General features: G+C 67.2%; 17 protein-coding genes. 8 read left to right on the top strand and 9 right to left on the bottom strand.

Going from position 1 to position 14,335, the window contains the following annotated elements; translation table 11 throughout:
* The 5 genes from rlmH to ACW177_RS03430 form a co-directional block, all read right to left on the bottom strand.
* Nucleotides 1-465, bottom strand: coding sequence for a 23S rRNA (pseudouridine(1915)-N(3))-methyltransferase RlmH (gene rlmH / locus ACW177_RS03450; protein ID WP_166622028.1), 465 nt, complete (start codon nt 463-465; stop codon nt 1-3).
* Between the two features lie 4 nt (nt 466-469).
* Nucleotides 470-895 carry a ribosome silencing factor gene (rsfS, locus tag ACW177_RS03445; protein WP_492027260.1) on the bottom strand — a complete coding sequence of 142 codons (426 nt, stop codon included), beginning with the start codon at nt 893-895 and terminating at the stop codon, nt 470-472.
* Nucleotides 896-1,028: 133 nt separating this feature from the next.
* Nucleotides 1,029-1,607: a nicotinate-nucleotide adenylyltransferase gene (locus ACW177_RS03440; protein ID WP_492028065.1), complete on the bottom strand. Its 579-nt coding sequence runs from the start codon at nt 1,605-1,607 to the stop codon at nt 1,029-1,031.
* Nucleotides 1,608-1,793: 186 nt separating this feature from the next.
* Complete coding sequence (locus ACW177_RS03435; protein WP_492027259.1) at nt 1,794-2,684, bottom strand: alpha/beta fold hydrolase; 891 nt, start codon at nt 2,682-2,684, stop codon at nt 1,794-1,796.
* Nucleotides 2,685-2,686: 2 nt separating this feature from the next.
* Entirely contained in the window at nt 2,687-3,184 is a 498-nt protein-coding gene (locus ACW177_RS03430; protein WP_492027258.1) for a Fur family transcriptional regulator, read from the bottom strand.
* 106 nt (nt 3,185-3,290) lie between these two features.
* Here ACW177_RS03430 and ACW177_RS03425 point away from each other — a divergent pair, with 106 nt between their 5' ends.
* A complete protein-coding gene (locus ACW177_RS03425) occupies nt 3,291-5,318 on the top strand; it encodes a TonB-dependent receptor (RefSeq protein ID WP_492027257.1) in 2,028 nt (675 codons plus the stop codon).
* Between the two features lie 110 nt (nt 5,319-5,428).
* Nucleotides 5,429-6,205, top strand: a complete 777-nt coding sequence (locus ACW177_RS03420) for a SapC family protein (protein ID WP_492027256.1) — start codon at nt 5,429-5,431, stop codon at nt 6,203-6,205.
* Between the two features lie 57 nt (nt 6,206-6,262).
* Here the strand turns inward: ACW177_RS03420 and ACW177_RS03415 are convergent, their stop codons facing one another.
* Entirely contained in the window at nt 6,263-6,670 is a 408-nt protein-coding gene (locus ACW177_RS03415; RefSeq protein ID WP_492027255.1) for an acyl dehydratase, read from the bottom strand.
* Between the two features lie 8 nt (nt 6,671-6,678).
* On the bottom strand, nt 6,679-7,707 hold the full coding sequence (locus tag ACW177_RS03410; RefSeq protein ID WP_492027254.1) for an NADP-dependent oxidoreductase: 1,029 nt from the start codon (nt 7,705-7,707) through the stop codon (nt 6,679-6,681).
* Between the two features lie 324 nt (nt 7,708-8,031).
* Here ACW177_RS03410 and ACW177_RS03405 point away from each other — a divergent pair, with 324 nt between their 5' ends.
* Nucleotides 8,032-8,382: a hypothetical protein gene (locus ACW177_RS03405; RefSeq protein WP_492027253.1), complete on the top strand. Its 351-nt coding sequence runs from the start codon at nt 8,032-8,034 to the stop codon at nt 8,380-8,382.
* 62 nt (nt 8,383-8,444) lie between these two features.
* Here ACW177_RS03405 and phyR read toward each other — a convergent pair whose 3' ends face one another.
* Nucleotides 8,445-9,239 carry an anti-anti sigma factor/receiver protein PhyR gene (phyR, locus tag ACW177_RS03400; RefSeq protein WP_492027252.1) on the bottom strand — a complete coding sequence of 265 codons (795 nt, stop codon included), beginning with the start codon at nt 9,237-9,239 and terminating at the stop codon, nt 8,445-8,447.
* A gap of 201 nt (nt 9,240-9,440) precedes the next feature.
* Between phyR and nepR the strand changes: the two genes are divergently transcribed.
* From nepR to ACW177_RS03375, 5 genes are all read left to right on the top strand, one after another.
* Nucleotides 9,441-9,644, top strand: coding sequence for an anti-sigma T factor NepR (gene nepR, locus ACW177_RS03395; protein ID WP_492027251.1), 204 nt, complete (start codon nt 9,441-9,443; stop codon nt 9,642-9,644).
* Entirely contained in the window at nt 9,641-10,252 is a 612-nt protein-coding gene (locus ACW177_RS03390; protein WP_492027250.1) for a sigma-70 family RNA polymerase sigma factor, read from the top strand. Before nepR ends, ACW177_RS03390 begins: the two co-directional genes overlap by 4 nt.
* 111 nt (nt 10,253-10,363) lie before the next feature.
* Nucleotides 10,364-12,067 (top strand): sensor histidine kinase PhyK, encoded by a 1,704-nt coding sequence (gene phyK / locus ACW177_RS03385; protein WP_492027249.1) that lies wholly within the window; start codon nt 10,364-10,366, stop codon nt 12,065-12,067.
* Between the two features lie 48 nt (nt 12,068-12,115).
* Nucleotides 12,116-12,253 carry an entericidin A/B family lipoprotein gene (locus ACW177_RS03380; protein ID WP_008264300.1) on the top strand — a complete coding sequence of 46 codons (138 nt, stop codon included), beginning with the start codon at nt 12,116-12,118 and terminating at the stop codon, nt 12,251-12,253.
* Nucleotides 12,254-12,343: 90 nt separating this feature from the next.
* Nucleotides 12,344-13,798 (top strand): NAD-dependent succinate-semialdehyde dehydrogenase, encoded by a 1,455-nt coding sequence (locus ACW177_RS03375; RefSeq protein ID WP_492027248.1) that lies wholly within the window; start codon nt 12,344-12,346, stop codon nt 13,796-13,798.
* Between the two features lie 3 nt (nt 13,799-13,801).
* Here ACW177_RS03375 and ACW177_RS03370 read toward each other — a convergent pair whose 3' ends face one another.
* Complete coding sequence (locus ACW177_RS03370; protein WP_492027247.1) at nt 13,802-14,296, bottom strand: hypothetical protein; 495 nt, start codon at nt 14,294-14,296, stop codon at nt 13,802-13,804.
* Between the last annotated feature and the right edge of the window lie 39 nt (nt 14,297-14,335).

Raw genomic sequence — 14,335 nt, 5'->3', positions numbered from 1 at the left:
TCAGTCGCGATGATAGGGTGATCCGGCCAGGATGGTAACCGCCCGATACAGTTGTTCGGCCAACATGGCGCGGGCCAGGGCGTGGGGCCAGGTCTGGGGACCGAAGGCCAGGGTCGAGGACGCGGCGGCGCGCACGCTCTCGTCCAGCCCGTCGGCTCCGCCGATGGCGAAGACCAGCCGGCGTTCGCCCTGATCGCGCAGTTTGGCGACATGGTCGGCGAAGGCCCGCGAGGAATAGGTCTTGCCCCGTTCGTCGCAGGCGATCAGGTGCGCGCCTTCGGCGGCGGCGAGGATTAGCTCGGCCTCCGGCGCCTTGCCCGGCTTGCGGGCCTCGAGGTCTATCAGTTCGAGGGGACCGAGGCCCAGCGCGCGTCCCGCAAGGGTGGCGCGCCGGGCGTAGTCGTCGGCGAGCGTCGCCTCAGGCCCCCGGCCCGGTCGGCCGATGGCGACGATGCTCAGCTTCACGGTATTAGTCGCGGACCATGCGGTGGGCGGAATCGACCGCCCAGATCTTCTCGATATTGTAGAAGGTGCGCACTTCCGGGCGGAACAGGTGCACGATCACGTCGCCGGCGTCGATCAGGACCCAGTCGCAGTGCGGCAGGCCCTCGACCTTGGCCTTGCCCAGACCCTGTTCCTTCAGGGTGCGCAGCAGGTGGTCGGCGATAGCGCCCACGTGACGGTGCGAACGGCCGGAAGCGACGATCATTGTGTCGGCCATGGCGCTTTTGCCCTTGAGGTCGATCAGGACCATGTCCTGAGCCTTGTCCTCGTCGAGGCGGCTCAGCAGGGCTTCTTCGAGCGGCGTGGAGCCGACCGGACGCGGGGCGGAATCGCCGAACGCCAGGGAGGATTCAGATCCGTCGTCGGAATGGAGAGGTTCGATAGCGTCCATCTCGTGCGCCGTGTTCGAAACGGCGGCGTCTTGCGTATCATACGCGGGCGAGGGGGTCAGCGGAGGGCTCCGGGAGCGTTGACTAAAGCAGTCCTCTAGCACGAATGGGCCGGAACGTGAACCGCCGGCCCGATCACGAGCCCGCGCGTCGCCCTTTTGCGGTTCGGATCGCCGTCGAGGACAGGGGATTCAGCGGCGCCGTCAGATAGGTCCAGGCCGGCGCGGCGAGGGTCGGCAACAGACCCGCCTGCTGGGCCGGAATGCGGAAACCGCCGAAGCGGGCGGCGGCCGGCGCCGTGCGACTGTCCAGCAGCGAGCCCGGCCGAGCGATCACCGCCACCGGCATCAGCCGCATGATGTCGGTCCAGCCTCTCCACCGGTGGAAGCTGGCCAGATTGTCCGAACCCATCAGCCAGACGAAATGAACGCCGGGATGCCGTGCCGCCAGCAGACGCAGGGTGTCGACGGTCCAGGCCACGCCTGTGCGGGCCTCGAAGTCCGAAATGATCATCGACGGGCCGTGCGCGTGCTCCCGCGCCGAAGCCATACGGTCGGACAACGGGGCGCTATGGCGGGCGTCCTTCAAAGGATTTTGCGGCGAGACCAGCCAGACGACCCGGTCCAGGCCCAGGCGACGCATCGCCGTCTCGGCCACATGGGCGTGACCGTCGTGGGCCGGATTGAAGGAGCCGCCGAACAGGCCGACCTTCATCCCCGGCGTCAGGATCAGACCGTCTCGCAAGCCCCCGGTTCGGGGACCGGCGCCTTTGGGCGCGGGACCGGCGTGAAAGAAGGGCAAGCGGGGCGTCTCGGGGGAGTTATGCTCAGCGGCGCCCTTATCATGGCGAGCAATGGTCCGCATACCGATTTCTCCCCCGCGAACGGAAGCCGCCCCGATCTAGACGGCGGCCTCGAACAGGGCGTCGCGGGCGACGTCGGCGTGGGTCATGGGGAACAGGTGGCCGGCGCCGGTCACGACCTCGACCGTCACGTCCCCCAGGCCTCTGGGCGATGTCGATACGAAGGTCAGGGCGCCGTGCTCGGCCTTCAGAATGCGGATCGGCCCCGGATAGCGCCGCAACGCCCGCCAGGGATTGTGCGCCTGGGCCGCGTAGTTGGCGGCTTCCCAGGCGGGGGTGGCGCTGAGGCTCAGGCCCTCGGACGTCTCGACCAGGCCTTCGGACAGGTAATCGGCGAGGACCATGTCCGGCCAACCCTTGAAGGCGCCGCGCCCGCGGTAGGCGGCCAGGGCCTGTTCGCGGCTGTCGAAGACGGCGCGACGGCGACGGGTGGCCTTGGCGATGGGGATTCCCGCCATCAGCCGATGGGCGAAGGGCAGATTGAAGGCCAGGACCGCAGAGCGCCTCCAGATCACCGGGTCGAACAGAACCAGGCTCGAGACCCGGTCGGGCTGTTCCGCCGCCGCCAGCAGCGAGGCGGTGCCGCCCATAGAATGACCGGCCAGGACCACGGGCGGTCCGTCGATGGCCTTCAACAGGGCCAGAAGATCGTCGCGGTGGTCCAGCCAACTGGCCTTGGGCCGGGCGAAGACCGGCAGGCCCGAGGCGCCGTGCCCGCGTAGGTCCGGGGCCCAGATCCGCAGCGACGCCGACAGCGGCGACAGCAGGCTGCGATAGGTGGCGGCGTTGAAGCCGTTGGCGTGAGAAAAGACCAGATCGACCGGCCGGTTCGGATCACCGAAATCCAGCACCGACATCTGACCGGCGCCCCAGTGGTTCTCAATGGGGATGCTGAGCCGGCGCGGCGCTGACATCCGGGCGACGTCCATGATCAACCCGCCTCGCGGCAGGCCAGGCACAGGCCATGCGCTTCGATCGTGGTGCGCGCGATCGCATAGCCCGCGGTGGCGGCGGCGGCGTCTATCGCGCCCTGGTCCGGCCCCTCGATCTCGCGCGTCGCGCCACAGCAGTCACAGATCAGGAAGGCCGCAGCGTGTGGCGCCGAGCCTTTTGCGGCGCTGCCCGAACAGGCGACATAGGCGCTGATGGAGGCGATCCGGTGGGCCATCCCCTGGCGCTCGAGAAACTCCAGGGCGCGGTAGACGGTCGGCGGCTTGGCCGCCTGGCCGTCCTCGCCGAACCGGGCGATCAGATCATAGGCCTTCACCGGCTCGCCGGTTTCCAGCAGCAGGGACAGGACCCGCCGACGCGGCGCCGTCATCCGCTCGCCTGCCTCGGCCACGCGGCTTTCCGCGCCCTGCAGCGCGCGCGCCAACGCCGCACCGTGCAGGCCGGAATGGTCGTGATCGTGGTCGCAGGTGGAACTCATGGGCCACAGCTAATCGCTGACCGCCTTTATCGCAACAGACACGGCTTGACGCGTCGTGACGTTATCTCATAACACATTATCATCTCTCCCCGAAAGTAGGCCGTCCATGCGTCCCTTCGTCACCCGTCCCCTGCTGCTGTCCGCTGTCGCCTGGAGCGCCCTGGGCGGCGCAGCCTTCGCCCAGAACGCCCAGTCCCCGGCGACGACGGTCGATGACATCATCGTCACCGCCACCCCGTTCGGCGTGACGCAGCGCGCAACCACCATCGCCACCGACGTGCTGGACGAGCAGAAGCTGGCCATCGCCCCGGCGACCTCGCTGGGCGATCTGGTCAACGGCCTGCCGGGCGTCCGCTCGACCGACTTCGCGCCGGGCGCCAGCCGCCCCGTGATCCGCGGCCTGTCGGGTCCGCGCGTCCAGGTGCTGACCAACGGCCTGGGCCAGATCGACGCCAGCTCGGTGTCGCCCGACCACGCCGTGGCGACCGATCCCGGCGAAGCCCATCGCATCGAGATCGTGCGTGGCCCGGCGACCCTGGTCTATGGCGGATCGGCCATCGGCGGTGTGGTCAACATCATCGACGACCGGATTCCTGAAACCCTGCCCGAAGGCGGGATCGAGGGCCGGATTTCGACCCAGTATTCCAGCGTCGACGACGGACGCGGCGCCTCGGGCCACACCACGGTCGGCGTGGGCCGTTTCGCCTTCAACATCAGCGGCGTGACGCGCAAGACCGACGATTATGACATCCCCTCGCCCGCACGCTCGCAAGTCCTGGCCGACAGCGACGGCGAGCCGCGCGGCGACGGCGACAAACAGCCCAACTCCTGGTCCGAACTGAACGCCTGGGGCGTCGGCGGCTCCTATATCGCTGACAAGGGCTTCGTCGGCCTGTCCTACAAGAAGACCGAAAGCGAGTACGGCACGGTCGCCGAGCCGGAAGTCTTCATCAACCTGGAACAGGAACGTTGGGACGGTCGCGGCGAATACCGGTTCGACACCGGCCCCTTCGCCAAGGTCCGCGCCTCGTACGGCCACGCCGACTACACCCACACCGAGTTTGAAGGACCGGGCGAGCCGGGCACCGTGTTCAACTCGGACGGCTGGGAAACGCGCGGCGAACTGGTCCAGCGCGAGCAGAACGGCTGGAACGGCGCCATCGGCGTCCAGGCCCTGGAGCGTAATTTCGAGGCCATCGGCGAGGAAGCCTTCGTCCCGACCGTCAAGATCGAGGAACAGGGCCTGTATACTGTCCAGCGCTATGACCTGGGCCGCTACGGCTTCGAAGGCGGTCTGCGCTACGACCGCCGCACCCTGACCGCCACCCCGATCGGCGAAACGGCCGAGGTCGAGCGTGAGTTCGACAACTGGTCGGCCAGCGCGGCGGCCTTCGTGCGGCCGCAGGCCGGCCTGTTCCTGGGTCTGAGCCTGTCGCGCACCGAGCGCGCGCCCAGCGAGGTCGAACTGTTCGCCGACGGCGTCCACATCGCCACCGCCGCCTATGAGACGGGCGACGTGAACCTGGACACCGAGAAGGTCACCACCCTGGAGGGCACGGTCCACTATGACCGGGGCGCCTTCACCGGCGACCTGCACGTCTATCGGTCCTGGTACGACGGCTTCATCGACGAACGCGCGACGGGCGGCCAATACTATTTCGACGAAGAAGACGAGTATTTCCCGATCTACCAGTTCGTCCAGACCGACGCCGACTTCCAGGGCTTCGAGGCCGAGGCCGCCTACGCCCTGTGGGAAAGCGGCGACCGCAAACTGTCGCTGGAAGGCGCTGCGGACTACGTCAAGGCTGACACCGACCTGGGACCGGCCGCACGCATCCCGCCGTGGTCCGCGACCGCCCGCCTGGCCTGGACCTCGCGCATGTGGGACCTGGCCGGAGAAGTCCGCCACGTCGGCGAACAGGACCGTCTGGCCGAAAACGAACTGCCCACCGACGCCTATACGATGGTCAATCTGCGCGGCGCGGTGCGTCCGTTCTCCGACAAGGAGATCACCGTCTTCGCCGAGGCGCACAATCTGACGGACGAGGAGGCGCGCGAGCATGCCTCCTTCCTGAAGGATATCGCGCCCCTGCCCGGCCGGAACCTGCGCGTCGGCGTCACCTACGCCTTCTGATCGTGTCAATGCGGCCTCACGGAATCCCCTTCTCCGTGAGGCCGTTTGCCGCTGAAGCGGGCTTGGGCTAGAAGGCCCGCCTCAATCAATTCCAGAGTGCCTGGCTTCAAATGACCGACACGACCAACTCGCCGCTCGAAGGCAACGTCCTCTTCTACACCAAGCCCGAGCCGCTGGATCCGGTTCAGCATGGCGGGCTGGGCGTCAACCCGGCCGACAAGCCCTACGCCTTCGTGGCCCAGACCAATGTCGTGCCGCTGACGGTGACCGAGTTCGCCGCCGCCGCCCTGTCCTATCCGGTCATCTTCACCGGCGAAAACCGCCAGCCGGTCGTGGTCATGGGCCTGCGCCAGGGCGAGAACCTGTTCGTCGCCGCCGACGGCGAGTTCCGCCCCGACGCCTACATCCCGGCCTATGTGCGCCGCTATCCGTTCGTCTTCGCCGACGACAAGCAGAACCAGCGCCTGATCCTGTGCATCGACCGCGGCTCGCCGATCGTCGCTGAAGGCGGCCAGAACCCGCTGTTCGTCAACGGCCAGGCCAGCGACTACACGACCATGGCGATGGAGTTCTGCAACAACTTCGAACAAGAGCGCCAGCGCACCGAAGCCTTCGTCAAGCTGATCCAGGACCTGGACCTGCTGGACGTCCGTGAAGCCGTCTTCACGCCGCGCAACCCGGACGGCACGCCCGGCGCGCCGCAGAAGCTGGCCGAATACTACGCCGTGTCGGAAGACAAGCTGAAGGCCCTGCCGGCCGAGAAGCTGGCGGAGCTGCGCGACAACGGCGCCCTGGGCCAGATCTACGCCCACCTGGTGTCACTGCTGGGTTGGGACCGCCTGATCGCCCTGGCCTTCCTTCGCCAGGCCCCCGGCACGGTCAACTAAGACCCCCGGCATCAAGAACAAGCGCCCCGCCGGTTCGCCGGCGGGGCGTTTTTCGTTTCAGCGTCGCGCGAACAGGGCCCGGGTCAGGCAGGAGAAGACCAGCCGCCCCGCCTCGTCCAGCAGGTCATGCGACGCGATGACGATCCCCTTTTCATCGCCGACCGGATCCTTACCCATCACCGTCATCCGGCCGCGCAGCAACTCGCCAGGCGGCGGATTACGCATGAAACGCAGGCCGTCCACGGCCAGCACCTTGGTCTGGGCCCAACCGCCGGACTTCTCGGCGGCCAGCCGGCTCCACAGAACATAGACCATGGCGTCGGGCGCGCCGTAGGCGGTGTCCCAACCGGGCGAGAACCGCTCGACGAAGACGTCCAGGGCCGCCGGATCGACGGCGCAAGCGCCCAGAGGCACCACCTGCCCTGTCTCCAGATCCTCAAAATGGACAAGCAGGGGGTCGCTCATGGCAATCCTTAGGCGGGTTCTTCAGAGACGCGAACCAGCAGCTTGCCGTCATGATCGCCGGTGAACAAGCGGTTCAGCGAGTCCAGCGCCCCTTCCAGCCCGTCATCGACGTGAACCTTCCACTTGACCCGCCCGTCCGCCAGCCAGGGTCCCATCTCGGCGACCATTTCGCGGGCGCGGGGTGCGTAGTCGAGCACCAGGAAGCCCTGAACATTCAGGCGATGGGTGATGATCCGGGCGAAGTTCGGCGACGGCGGCGCCTTGGTGGCGTTGTAGGACGAGACCAGGCCGCAGACCGCCATCCGTCCGTGCACCTTCAGCCGGTTGAACACGGCGATCATGATGTCGCCGCCGACGTTCTCGAAATTCAGATCTATTCCGTCCGGCGCCAGGCGATCCAGCGCGTCGCCGACGTCCTCGTTCTTGTAGTCGATGGCGGCGTCGAAACCGAGTTCATCGGTCAGCCAGGCGCATTTCGCGGGTCCGCCGGCGATGCCGATGACCCGGCAACCCCGTTGTTTGGCGATCTGGCCGGCGATGGAGCCGACGGCGCCCGCTGCGGCCGAGATGACCAGCGTCTCGCCCGCCTTGGCCTTCAACACATCCGTGACGCCGAAATAGGCGGTCAGTCCCGTCATGCCGAGCACGGACATGTTGGCCGTCAACGGCAGGCCGGACGCGCGATGGACAGGCCGAAGCCCGCCCTCGGGCACGACGGCGTAGTCGGCCCAGCCGCCCGAGGCGGGCATGACCAGGTCCCCGACCCGGAACCGATCCGACCGGCTGTGCTCGACGATCCCCAGGGTCAGGCCGCGCATCACCTCGCCCAGGCCGACCGGCGGAAGATAGCCCTCGGAATCATTCATCCAGGTGCGGTTGGTCGGATCCAGAGACAGGTAGATGGTGCGGACCAGCACCTCGGACTCCTTGATGTCCGGGATGGGGCCCTCGACCAGTTCGAGGTCGCCCGGCTGGATCAGGCCCTTGGGTCGCTGTCGCAGCACCCATTGGCGATTGGTTTTTCCGTTCGAGGTCATCGTATATCCTCCGCAGGTTTTCTTTGAAGACCATGGTGGCCCGGTCTCACGCGACGGTCGAGGCCCGCCCCAAAGAAAAAGGCGACCCCTGAGGGCCGCCTTGAAGTGGCATCATCGAGAATGAGGCGCGGAGGCGACAGATTGGCTTTCGCCAATCTCAAGTCGGGGGGGGGCGTCGCCGCCTCCGCAGACCTGTAACGGCGAAGGCAGACCACGGTTCCCAAGGGGCGACGGATTTTTTGGCGCATGACGAACGGCCGCAGGCCGGAACAGCGTTACCGAGGGGGCGTTGTTTCGACCTGAACAACAAATCGGAAGATCGACATGGCAGAGCAAGATCCCCAAGCGAACCCTGGCGACAGGGTGGTCGCACGCCAAGGGGTCGACGCACAATCAACCCGCCAGGGCCGGTCTGGCGTCCGCATCCTGGTGATCCTGATCGCGTCCCTGGGCGGCGCGACCTTGCTGTTGGGCTTGATCTGGTTCTTCAGCCAGGGCGGCCTGTCGCAAACCAACGCCAACGACGGCGGCCAGCCCGTAGATGCGCGGGCCTTTAGCGGGGACGCGGCGACGCCTCCGGCCGCCGACGCTCCGACCGGACCGAACGGGGAGCCCCGCCCCGTCCCCACCGGCGAAGCGCCCAATGTCAACGCCCCGACCCAGCCGTCCAACTGAACAGACAAAAGCCCCGGCCGAAACGACCGGGGCTTTTCCCGTCTATAGCGGGCTCGACGGGCCTAGGCCGCCTGCTTGTGGCGCGACGGATGGAAGAACAGGGCCTGGCTGATCGCCGCCTTCACCGTCTCGGGCTGGAAGGGTTTGGTGATCAGGAAGGTCGGCTCGGGCCGCTCGCCGGTCAGCAGCCGCTCCGGGAAGGCGGTGATGAAGATCACCGGCACATCCATGCTCTTCAGGATTTCCTTGACGGCGTCGATGCCCGAAGAACCGTCGGCCAGCTGAATGTCCGCCAGGACCAGGCCGGGTTTGTGGCGGGCGACCGCCTCGATCGCTTCCTCGTGGGTGGTGGCGGCGCCGGTGACGCGATGCCCCAGTTCCTTCACCAGGCTCTGGATGTCGGCGGAAATAATGGCCTCGTCCTCGATCACCAGGACGTCGGTCGCCAGTTCGGCGTCGATGTCGGACTGGGCGTCGGCGATCAGGCGTTCCACGTCGCGCGCGTCGGCCGACAGGACCTGGGCGGCCTCCGAGGGCGTGAAGCCTTCAAGCGCGGTCAGCAGAAAGGCCTGGCGAGACCGGGGGGCGATACGAAGCAGACGGCTGGAGGCGTCAGAGCCGGTCTCTGCTCCGATCCCGTCCTCAAGCTGGGCGCCGGTCGAGGACCAGATGGCGTGGAAAACATGATAGAGCGCCACCCGCGGCGTCATCTCAGGCGAAAGCTGCTGCTCGCCGGCGGCCAGGGCCTCCAGCGCCACGCGCACATAGTTGTCTCCGGTCGCCTGATCGCCGGTAAGAGCCCGCGCATAGCGACGGACGTAAGGCAGATGCGGCGCAAGTCTGGCCAGAAGGCTCATAAGTTCGTCCCCGACAAAATCCGCTGAACCGTCCCACAGGACGCAGCGCTACAAGCGGGGCAAACGTGCCAACCGGCCCGCGGTTCCGCTGAAGCTCCCAAGCTTGAGCATTATATTGCATAATCGCCGGAACTCGCAGCGTGGAGGGACGTTACTCCCGCTGCATTTCTGCACTGCAGTTGGGTGGGCGGTGTTCTGTCTATGATTGATTCTTCCGATTCCTCGCGGCGCAAAGGCGCCGATAAACCGGGGGAGGCGGGGCTCGAAGAAGCTCGCCTTCGTCAACAGGCCATTGGCGTGAAGCTGCGTCACATGTTCGACGAGGTCGTCAACGAGCCCGTTCCTGATGAATTCCTTGAAATTCTGAAGCGCGCCGACGCCAAGTCTCGCGGCGGTGGTTCATGACTTCCCCGCGTCTGGGCGCCGCGCCCAAGCCTGCGTCTGCGGACGACGAGGGCTTCAAGCGCGAGCTGGTCCAGCTGATCCCTCATCTACGGGCTTTCGCGCGTACCCTGACCGGCGATCCAACCGCAGCCGACGACCTAGCGCAGGACGCCATGATGAAGGCGTGGGACGCGCGCGCCAGCTATCAGATGGGCACCAACATGAAGGCCTGGACCTTCATGATCCTGCGCAACCAGTTCTATTCCGAGAAGCGCCGGTCCTGGCGCCAGTCGCAGCTGGACCAGGAGGCCGCCGAACGGACTCTGGTGGCTGTCGATGATCCCGAAGCGCCGGTGGCCCTGGACGAATTACGCCAGGCGCTGAAAACCTTGCCGGAGGAACAACGTGAAGCGCTGATCCTCGTCGGGGCGGGCGGTTTCGCCTATGAAGAGGCCGCCGAAATCTGCGGCTGCGCCGTGGGCACGGTGAAAAGCCGCGTCAGCCGCGCCCGTCGGGCGCTGCAAGCGACGCTGGAGAAGGGCGGTTATGGACGCGATGGCAAGGCGGCGGGAGACGCCATGCGCTCGATTCTCGGCGAGGCCGACAGGCTGGCCGGCGCCCGGTCCTGAGCCCCGGTGACGGAAGAGACGAGATCCGGCTCCGCCGCCCCCCGGTCCCGGTTGGAGCGGAAATGGAACGCGGCCCGATTTCAGGGAATCCGCTTCCGCCTTGGCACCGCCATGGCTCTGGCGCTCTTGCCGATCCTCATCCTCATTCTGGTGCAGACTCAGGCTGACTTCAGCAGTCAGGCCGAGCAGCGCAAGATCGACCTTCAACTTGCCGCCGAACGCAGCGCGGGCGACGTCAAGGCGCGGTTGGACAGCGCGCAGGTTCTTCTGCGCGCTCTGAGCCCCGATGCCTTAGGTCCCTATTGCGCGCCTCGGCTGACGGCCCTGGTTGACCGACTGGAAGACTACGAGGGGCTTTATCGCCTCAGCCCCTCCGGCGACGCCGTCTGCGCGTCCGGCCGCCGCGACGGGCTTCGGTCCGGGGTGGCGCCTGCAGCCCAGGCCCACTGGTTTCAACGCCTGAGGCAGGGCGAGGATCTCGTCGTCGTCCGCGCCCCCGCCGGCGCCGGCTATCCCGCAGCCCTCATCATCGCCATTCGAGCGGAAAGGCCAATGGGCCGGTTCGACGGCGCCATGGCGGCCGTCATTCCCCTGTCTGCGCTTCAGCCGGACATCAAGGACCGCGCCCTGCCTTCGGCCTCGGAAGCCGCCCTGACCGACGGCGCCGGCCGTCTGTTGGTCGCCAGTGATCCCACCGCCTTCCGCTTCGCCGACGGCGGCGATGTCTCGGGTTGGGTCGCGCGGGCGCGGAACGAAGGCTCCGCCGTGTTCGCGGCCAGGGACAGCCGCGGCCAGAACCGCGACTATGCGGGGGCCGTACTGGCGGGCGGCGACCTGTACGCCCTTTTGTCGGCGCCGGCGCCGGGCCTTCTGTCCTGGGCCAGGCTCAATCCGATAGGGAGTCTGCTGCTGCCGCTGGGCGCCTGGCTGACCGCCTTCGCCGCGGTCATGCTTCTGTCCGAACGGATATTCATTCGCTGGCTCGACTATCTGGAGCGGATCGCTTCCCTCTACGCAAAGGGGCGGTTCTCGGTTCGACCGTTACAGGCGATGAACGCCCCGTCCGAGATTCGCACCCTGGCCCGGACCCTGGACGAGATGGCCGAGGCCATTACGGTCCGCGACCGCGAACTGACGGATGCGATCGCCGAGAAGGACGCGCTGATGCGCGAGATCCATCACCGGGTGAAGAACAATCTTCAGATCATATCGTCCCTGCTTTCTATGCAGCAGCGAGCCCTGACGGACGCGCCGGCCAAGGCGGCGCTGGGGGATACGCGGCAGCGGATTTCGGCCTTGGCCCTGATCTACCGCACCCTCTACCAGAGCGATGACATCCGCCACGCCGATGCGCGAGACTTCCTGACCGAACTGGTCGGTCAACTGGTGGCCAGCGAAGCCGTGCGCGGACCAGTCGTGGCCAGTTCGGTGGAGGCGGACTCTCTGTTCGTCGATCCCGACAAACTGGCGCCCTTGGCGCTCTGGCTGGTCGAAGCGGTCACCAATGCGCAGAAACACGCCTTCGCCAACCGGGGCGGGGCGTTGAGCGTGCGCTTCCGGGTTCATGGGGACACCTCCACCCTGGAAGTCGAGGATGACGGTCCCGGCGCTTCGACCGGCGCAGAGGCGGGGGTGGGACGAACCCTGATGGGCGCCTTCGCTAAACAGCTACGGGGTGAAACGGAGTTCGTGACGGCGCCAGGCGGCGGAACCATCGCCCGCATGACCTTCACCACGCCCGAAGCCCTGTCGCCGACGGACCCCGCCGACACGTCGGGCGGCACGGACGGAACCGGCGCCGTGCGGTCGCGTTGATAGGCCAAGACCGACAGACTCCCATGTCGGCTCAACCGGAGCTTTCTCATGCGCAAGATTTTCGTACTGGTCGCCGCCGCCGCCGCCCTGACCACCGCCGCCTGCAACACCGTCGAAGGCGTGGGTCGTGACACCCAAGCCGCCGGCTCGGCCGTTTCGGGCGCCGCTCAAGACGCCAAGAACTGATCGGCTGCGGCCAAGGCCGCATGATCGAGACTTGCAAGGCCCCGCTTCGTCGGGGCCTTGTTCGTTTCAGGACCTCATCAGGAGATTTCCGTGAACCAGTCTGCCCGGAACGCCGGCCTCGCCCTGCTTCGCCAGCACGCCTTGATCGCCGGAGAGCCTGTCCCGGCCAACGGCGGCGGAATCGCGGTGGACGATCCGGCGACGGGCGACATCATCGGCCATGTTCCCGAGCTGGGCGAGGTTGAGACGCAACGCGCCATCCAGGCCGCCGCCGACGCCTTTCCGGCCTGGTCCCGCGCCGATCCGCACAAGCGCGCCGCCTTCCTGCGCCAATGGGCCGAACTGATCGACGAGAATGTCGAGGGTCTGGGCGCCCTGATGGCGCTGGAGAACGGCAAGCCGTTTGAGGAGGCCAAGGGCGAGGTGGTCTATGCCAACGGCTTCATCAAATGGTTCGCCGGAGAAGCCGAGCGGCTGATCGGCGAGACCCAGGATAGCCCGCTGGGCCATCTGCTGCTGACCTATCGCGAGGCGGTGGGTCCGTGCGCCCTGATCACGCCGTGGAATTTCCCGGCCGCCATGCTGACGCGCAAGCTGGGACCGGCCTTCGCCGCCGGCTGCACTGCCGTGGTCAAGCCCGCCAGCCAGACGCCGTTCACGGCCATCGCCCTGGCCGAGCTGGCCTACCAGGCGGGTCTGCCGGTTGGCGCCCTGTCGATCGTGACGGGCGAGGCCTCGGTGATCGGCAAGGCGCTGACCGAAAGCCCCCTGATCCGCAAACTGTCCTTCACCGGATCGACAGGCGTAGGTCCCAAGCTGGCGGCACAATGCGCCCCGACGCTGAAACGGGTGTCGATGGAGCTGGGCGGCGCGGCCCCCCTGATCGTCTTTGCTGACGCCGATCTGGACCTGGCTGTGGCCGAGACCATCAAGGGCAAGTTCCGCAACTCGGGCCAGACCTGCGTCTGCCCCAACCGGGTCTATGTCGAACGGTCGGTGTCTGAGGCCTATGCCGAGAAGCTTGCGGCCGAGGTGGCGAAGATCAAGGTCGGCCCAGCCTTCGACGATGGCGTCAAGATCGGCCCGCTGATCGAGGACAAGGCCATCGACAAAGTCGAGAAACATGTCGCGGCGGTCAAGACCGACGGGGGCCGGGTGCTGACCGGCGGGTCACGCCATGAGCTGGGCGGTCGCTTCTTCCAGCCGACCGTGACCCTGGGCGGAAACGACGCCCTGTTCCGCGAGGAGGAGACCTTCGGCCCGATGATCCCGATCTTCGCCTTCGACAGCGAGGACGAGGTTCTGAAGAAGGCCAACGCCAGCGAGTTCGGACTGGCGTCGTATCTGTTCACCCGCGACCTGGACCGGGCCATGCGGTTCAGCCGCCGGATCGAGGCGGGCATGTGCGGGGTCAACACCGGCCTGATCTCCACCGCCGTCGCCCCGTTCGGCGGGGTCAAACAGTCCGGCTACGGCCGCGAAGGCTCGATCCACGGCATAGATGAGTATGTGGACGTGAAGACGGTGACCCTGGCGTTGAGGTAGGGGTCAGGCAAGGGCCCACCCGGCCGCCGGGTCGTCATCCGGCGACGCCGGGCGGCGCCGGGCCGAAGGACGCGCGGGCCGTGTCGTGCGATAGCGGATCCGACGCCGGACTGAGGCGCGCCATTGATCCGCCTTCGAGCCGACCATCCCGCGAATGACCCGGACGCGGGCGTTCGCCGCGATCAAGCCGACGGCCGCCAGCACCTCGACATAGGCCAGCACATCGCCAGCCATGAACAGCGCCATCTCCAGCGGCAGAAGCTGAAACAGCATCACGGCGCCCAGGACGATGATCGCGGTGCGCAGGGCGCCGCGCGACATCAGCCGAAGGGTCGCGCGCTCGACCAGACGACGACTGCCCGCATGGAGGGCGCAGGCCAGGCCGACGCAGACGAGAAACAGCGGGAGAAGCGGCGTTCCGCCCGCCAGGACGCCCGGCGCAGCGATCATGCCCAAGCCCAGGGTCAGGCCCAACCAGATGAAGCCGTCGCGATCCATGTCATCCCCAACAGAAGCGTCGCCGTTCGATCTGGTGAC

It is taken from the genome of Brevundimonas sp. AVps23W, assembly GCF_058681395.1.
This window is presented reverse-complemented; position numbering and strand designations above follow the sequence as displayed.

Coding starts and splice junctions, on each gene's coding strand:
- rsfS (WP_492027260.1), bottom strand. CDS start 895: ATGGACGCTATCGAACCTCTCCATTCCGACGACGGATCTGAATCCTCC.
- ACW177_RS03440 (WP_492028065.1), bottom strand. CDS start 1,607: ATGAAGGTCGGCCTGTTCGGCGGCTCCTTCAATCCGGCCCACGACGGT.
- ACW177_RS03435 (WP_492027259.1), bottom strand. CDS start 2,684: ATGGACGTCGCCCGGATGTCAGCGCCGCGCCGGCTCAGCATCCCCATT.
- ACW177_RS03430 (WP_492027258.1), bottom strand. CDS start 3,184: ATGAGTTCCACCTGCGACCACGATCACGACCATTCCGGCCTGCACGGT.
- ACW177_RS03425 (WP_492027257.1), top strand. CDS start 3,291: ATGCGTCCCTTCGTCACCCGTCCCCTGCTGCTGTCCGCTGTCGCCTGG.
- ACW177_RS03420 (WP_492027256.1), top strand. CDS start 5,429: ATGACCGACACGACCAACTCGCCGCTCGAAGGCAACGTCCTCTTCTAC.
- ACW177_RS03415 (WP_492027255.1), bottom strand. CDS start 6,670: ATGAGCGACCCCCTGCTTGTCCATTTTGAGGATCTGGAGACAGGGCAG.
- ACW177_RS03410 (WP_492027254.1), bottom strand. CDS start 7,707: ATGACCTCGAACGGAAAAACCAATCGCCAATGGGTGCTGCGACAGCGA.
- ACW177_RS03405 (WP_492027253.1), top strand. CDS start 8,032: ATGGCAGAGCAAGATCCCCAAGCGAACCCTGGCGACAGGGTGGTCGCA.
- phyR (WP_492027252.1), bottom strand. CDS start 9,239: ATGAGCCTTCTGGCCAGACTTGCGCCGCATCTGCCTTACGTCCGTCGC.
- nepR (WP_492027251.1), top strand. CDS start 9,441: ATGATTGATTCTTCCGATTCCTCGCGGCGCAAAGGCGCCGATAAACCG.
- ACW177_RS03390 (WP_492027250.1), top strand. CDS start 9,641: ATGACTTCCCCGCGTCTGGGCGCCGCGCCCAAGCCTGCGTCTGCGGAC.
- phyK (WP_492027249.1), top strand. CDS start 10,364: ATGGCTCTGGCGCTCTTGCCGATCCTCATCCTCATTCTGGTGCAGACT.
- ACW177_RS03380 (WP_008264300.1), top strand. CDS start 12,116: ATGCGCAAGATTTTCGTACTGGTCGCCGCCGCCGCCGCCCTGACCACC.
- ACW177_RS03370 (WP_492027247.1), bottom strand. CDS start 14,296: ATGGATCGCGACGGCTTCATCTGGTTGGGCCTGACCCTGGGCTTGGGC.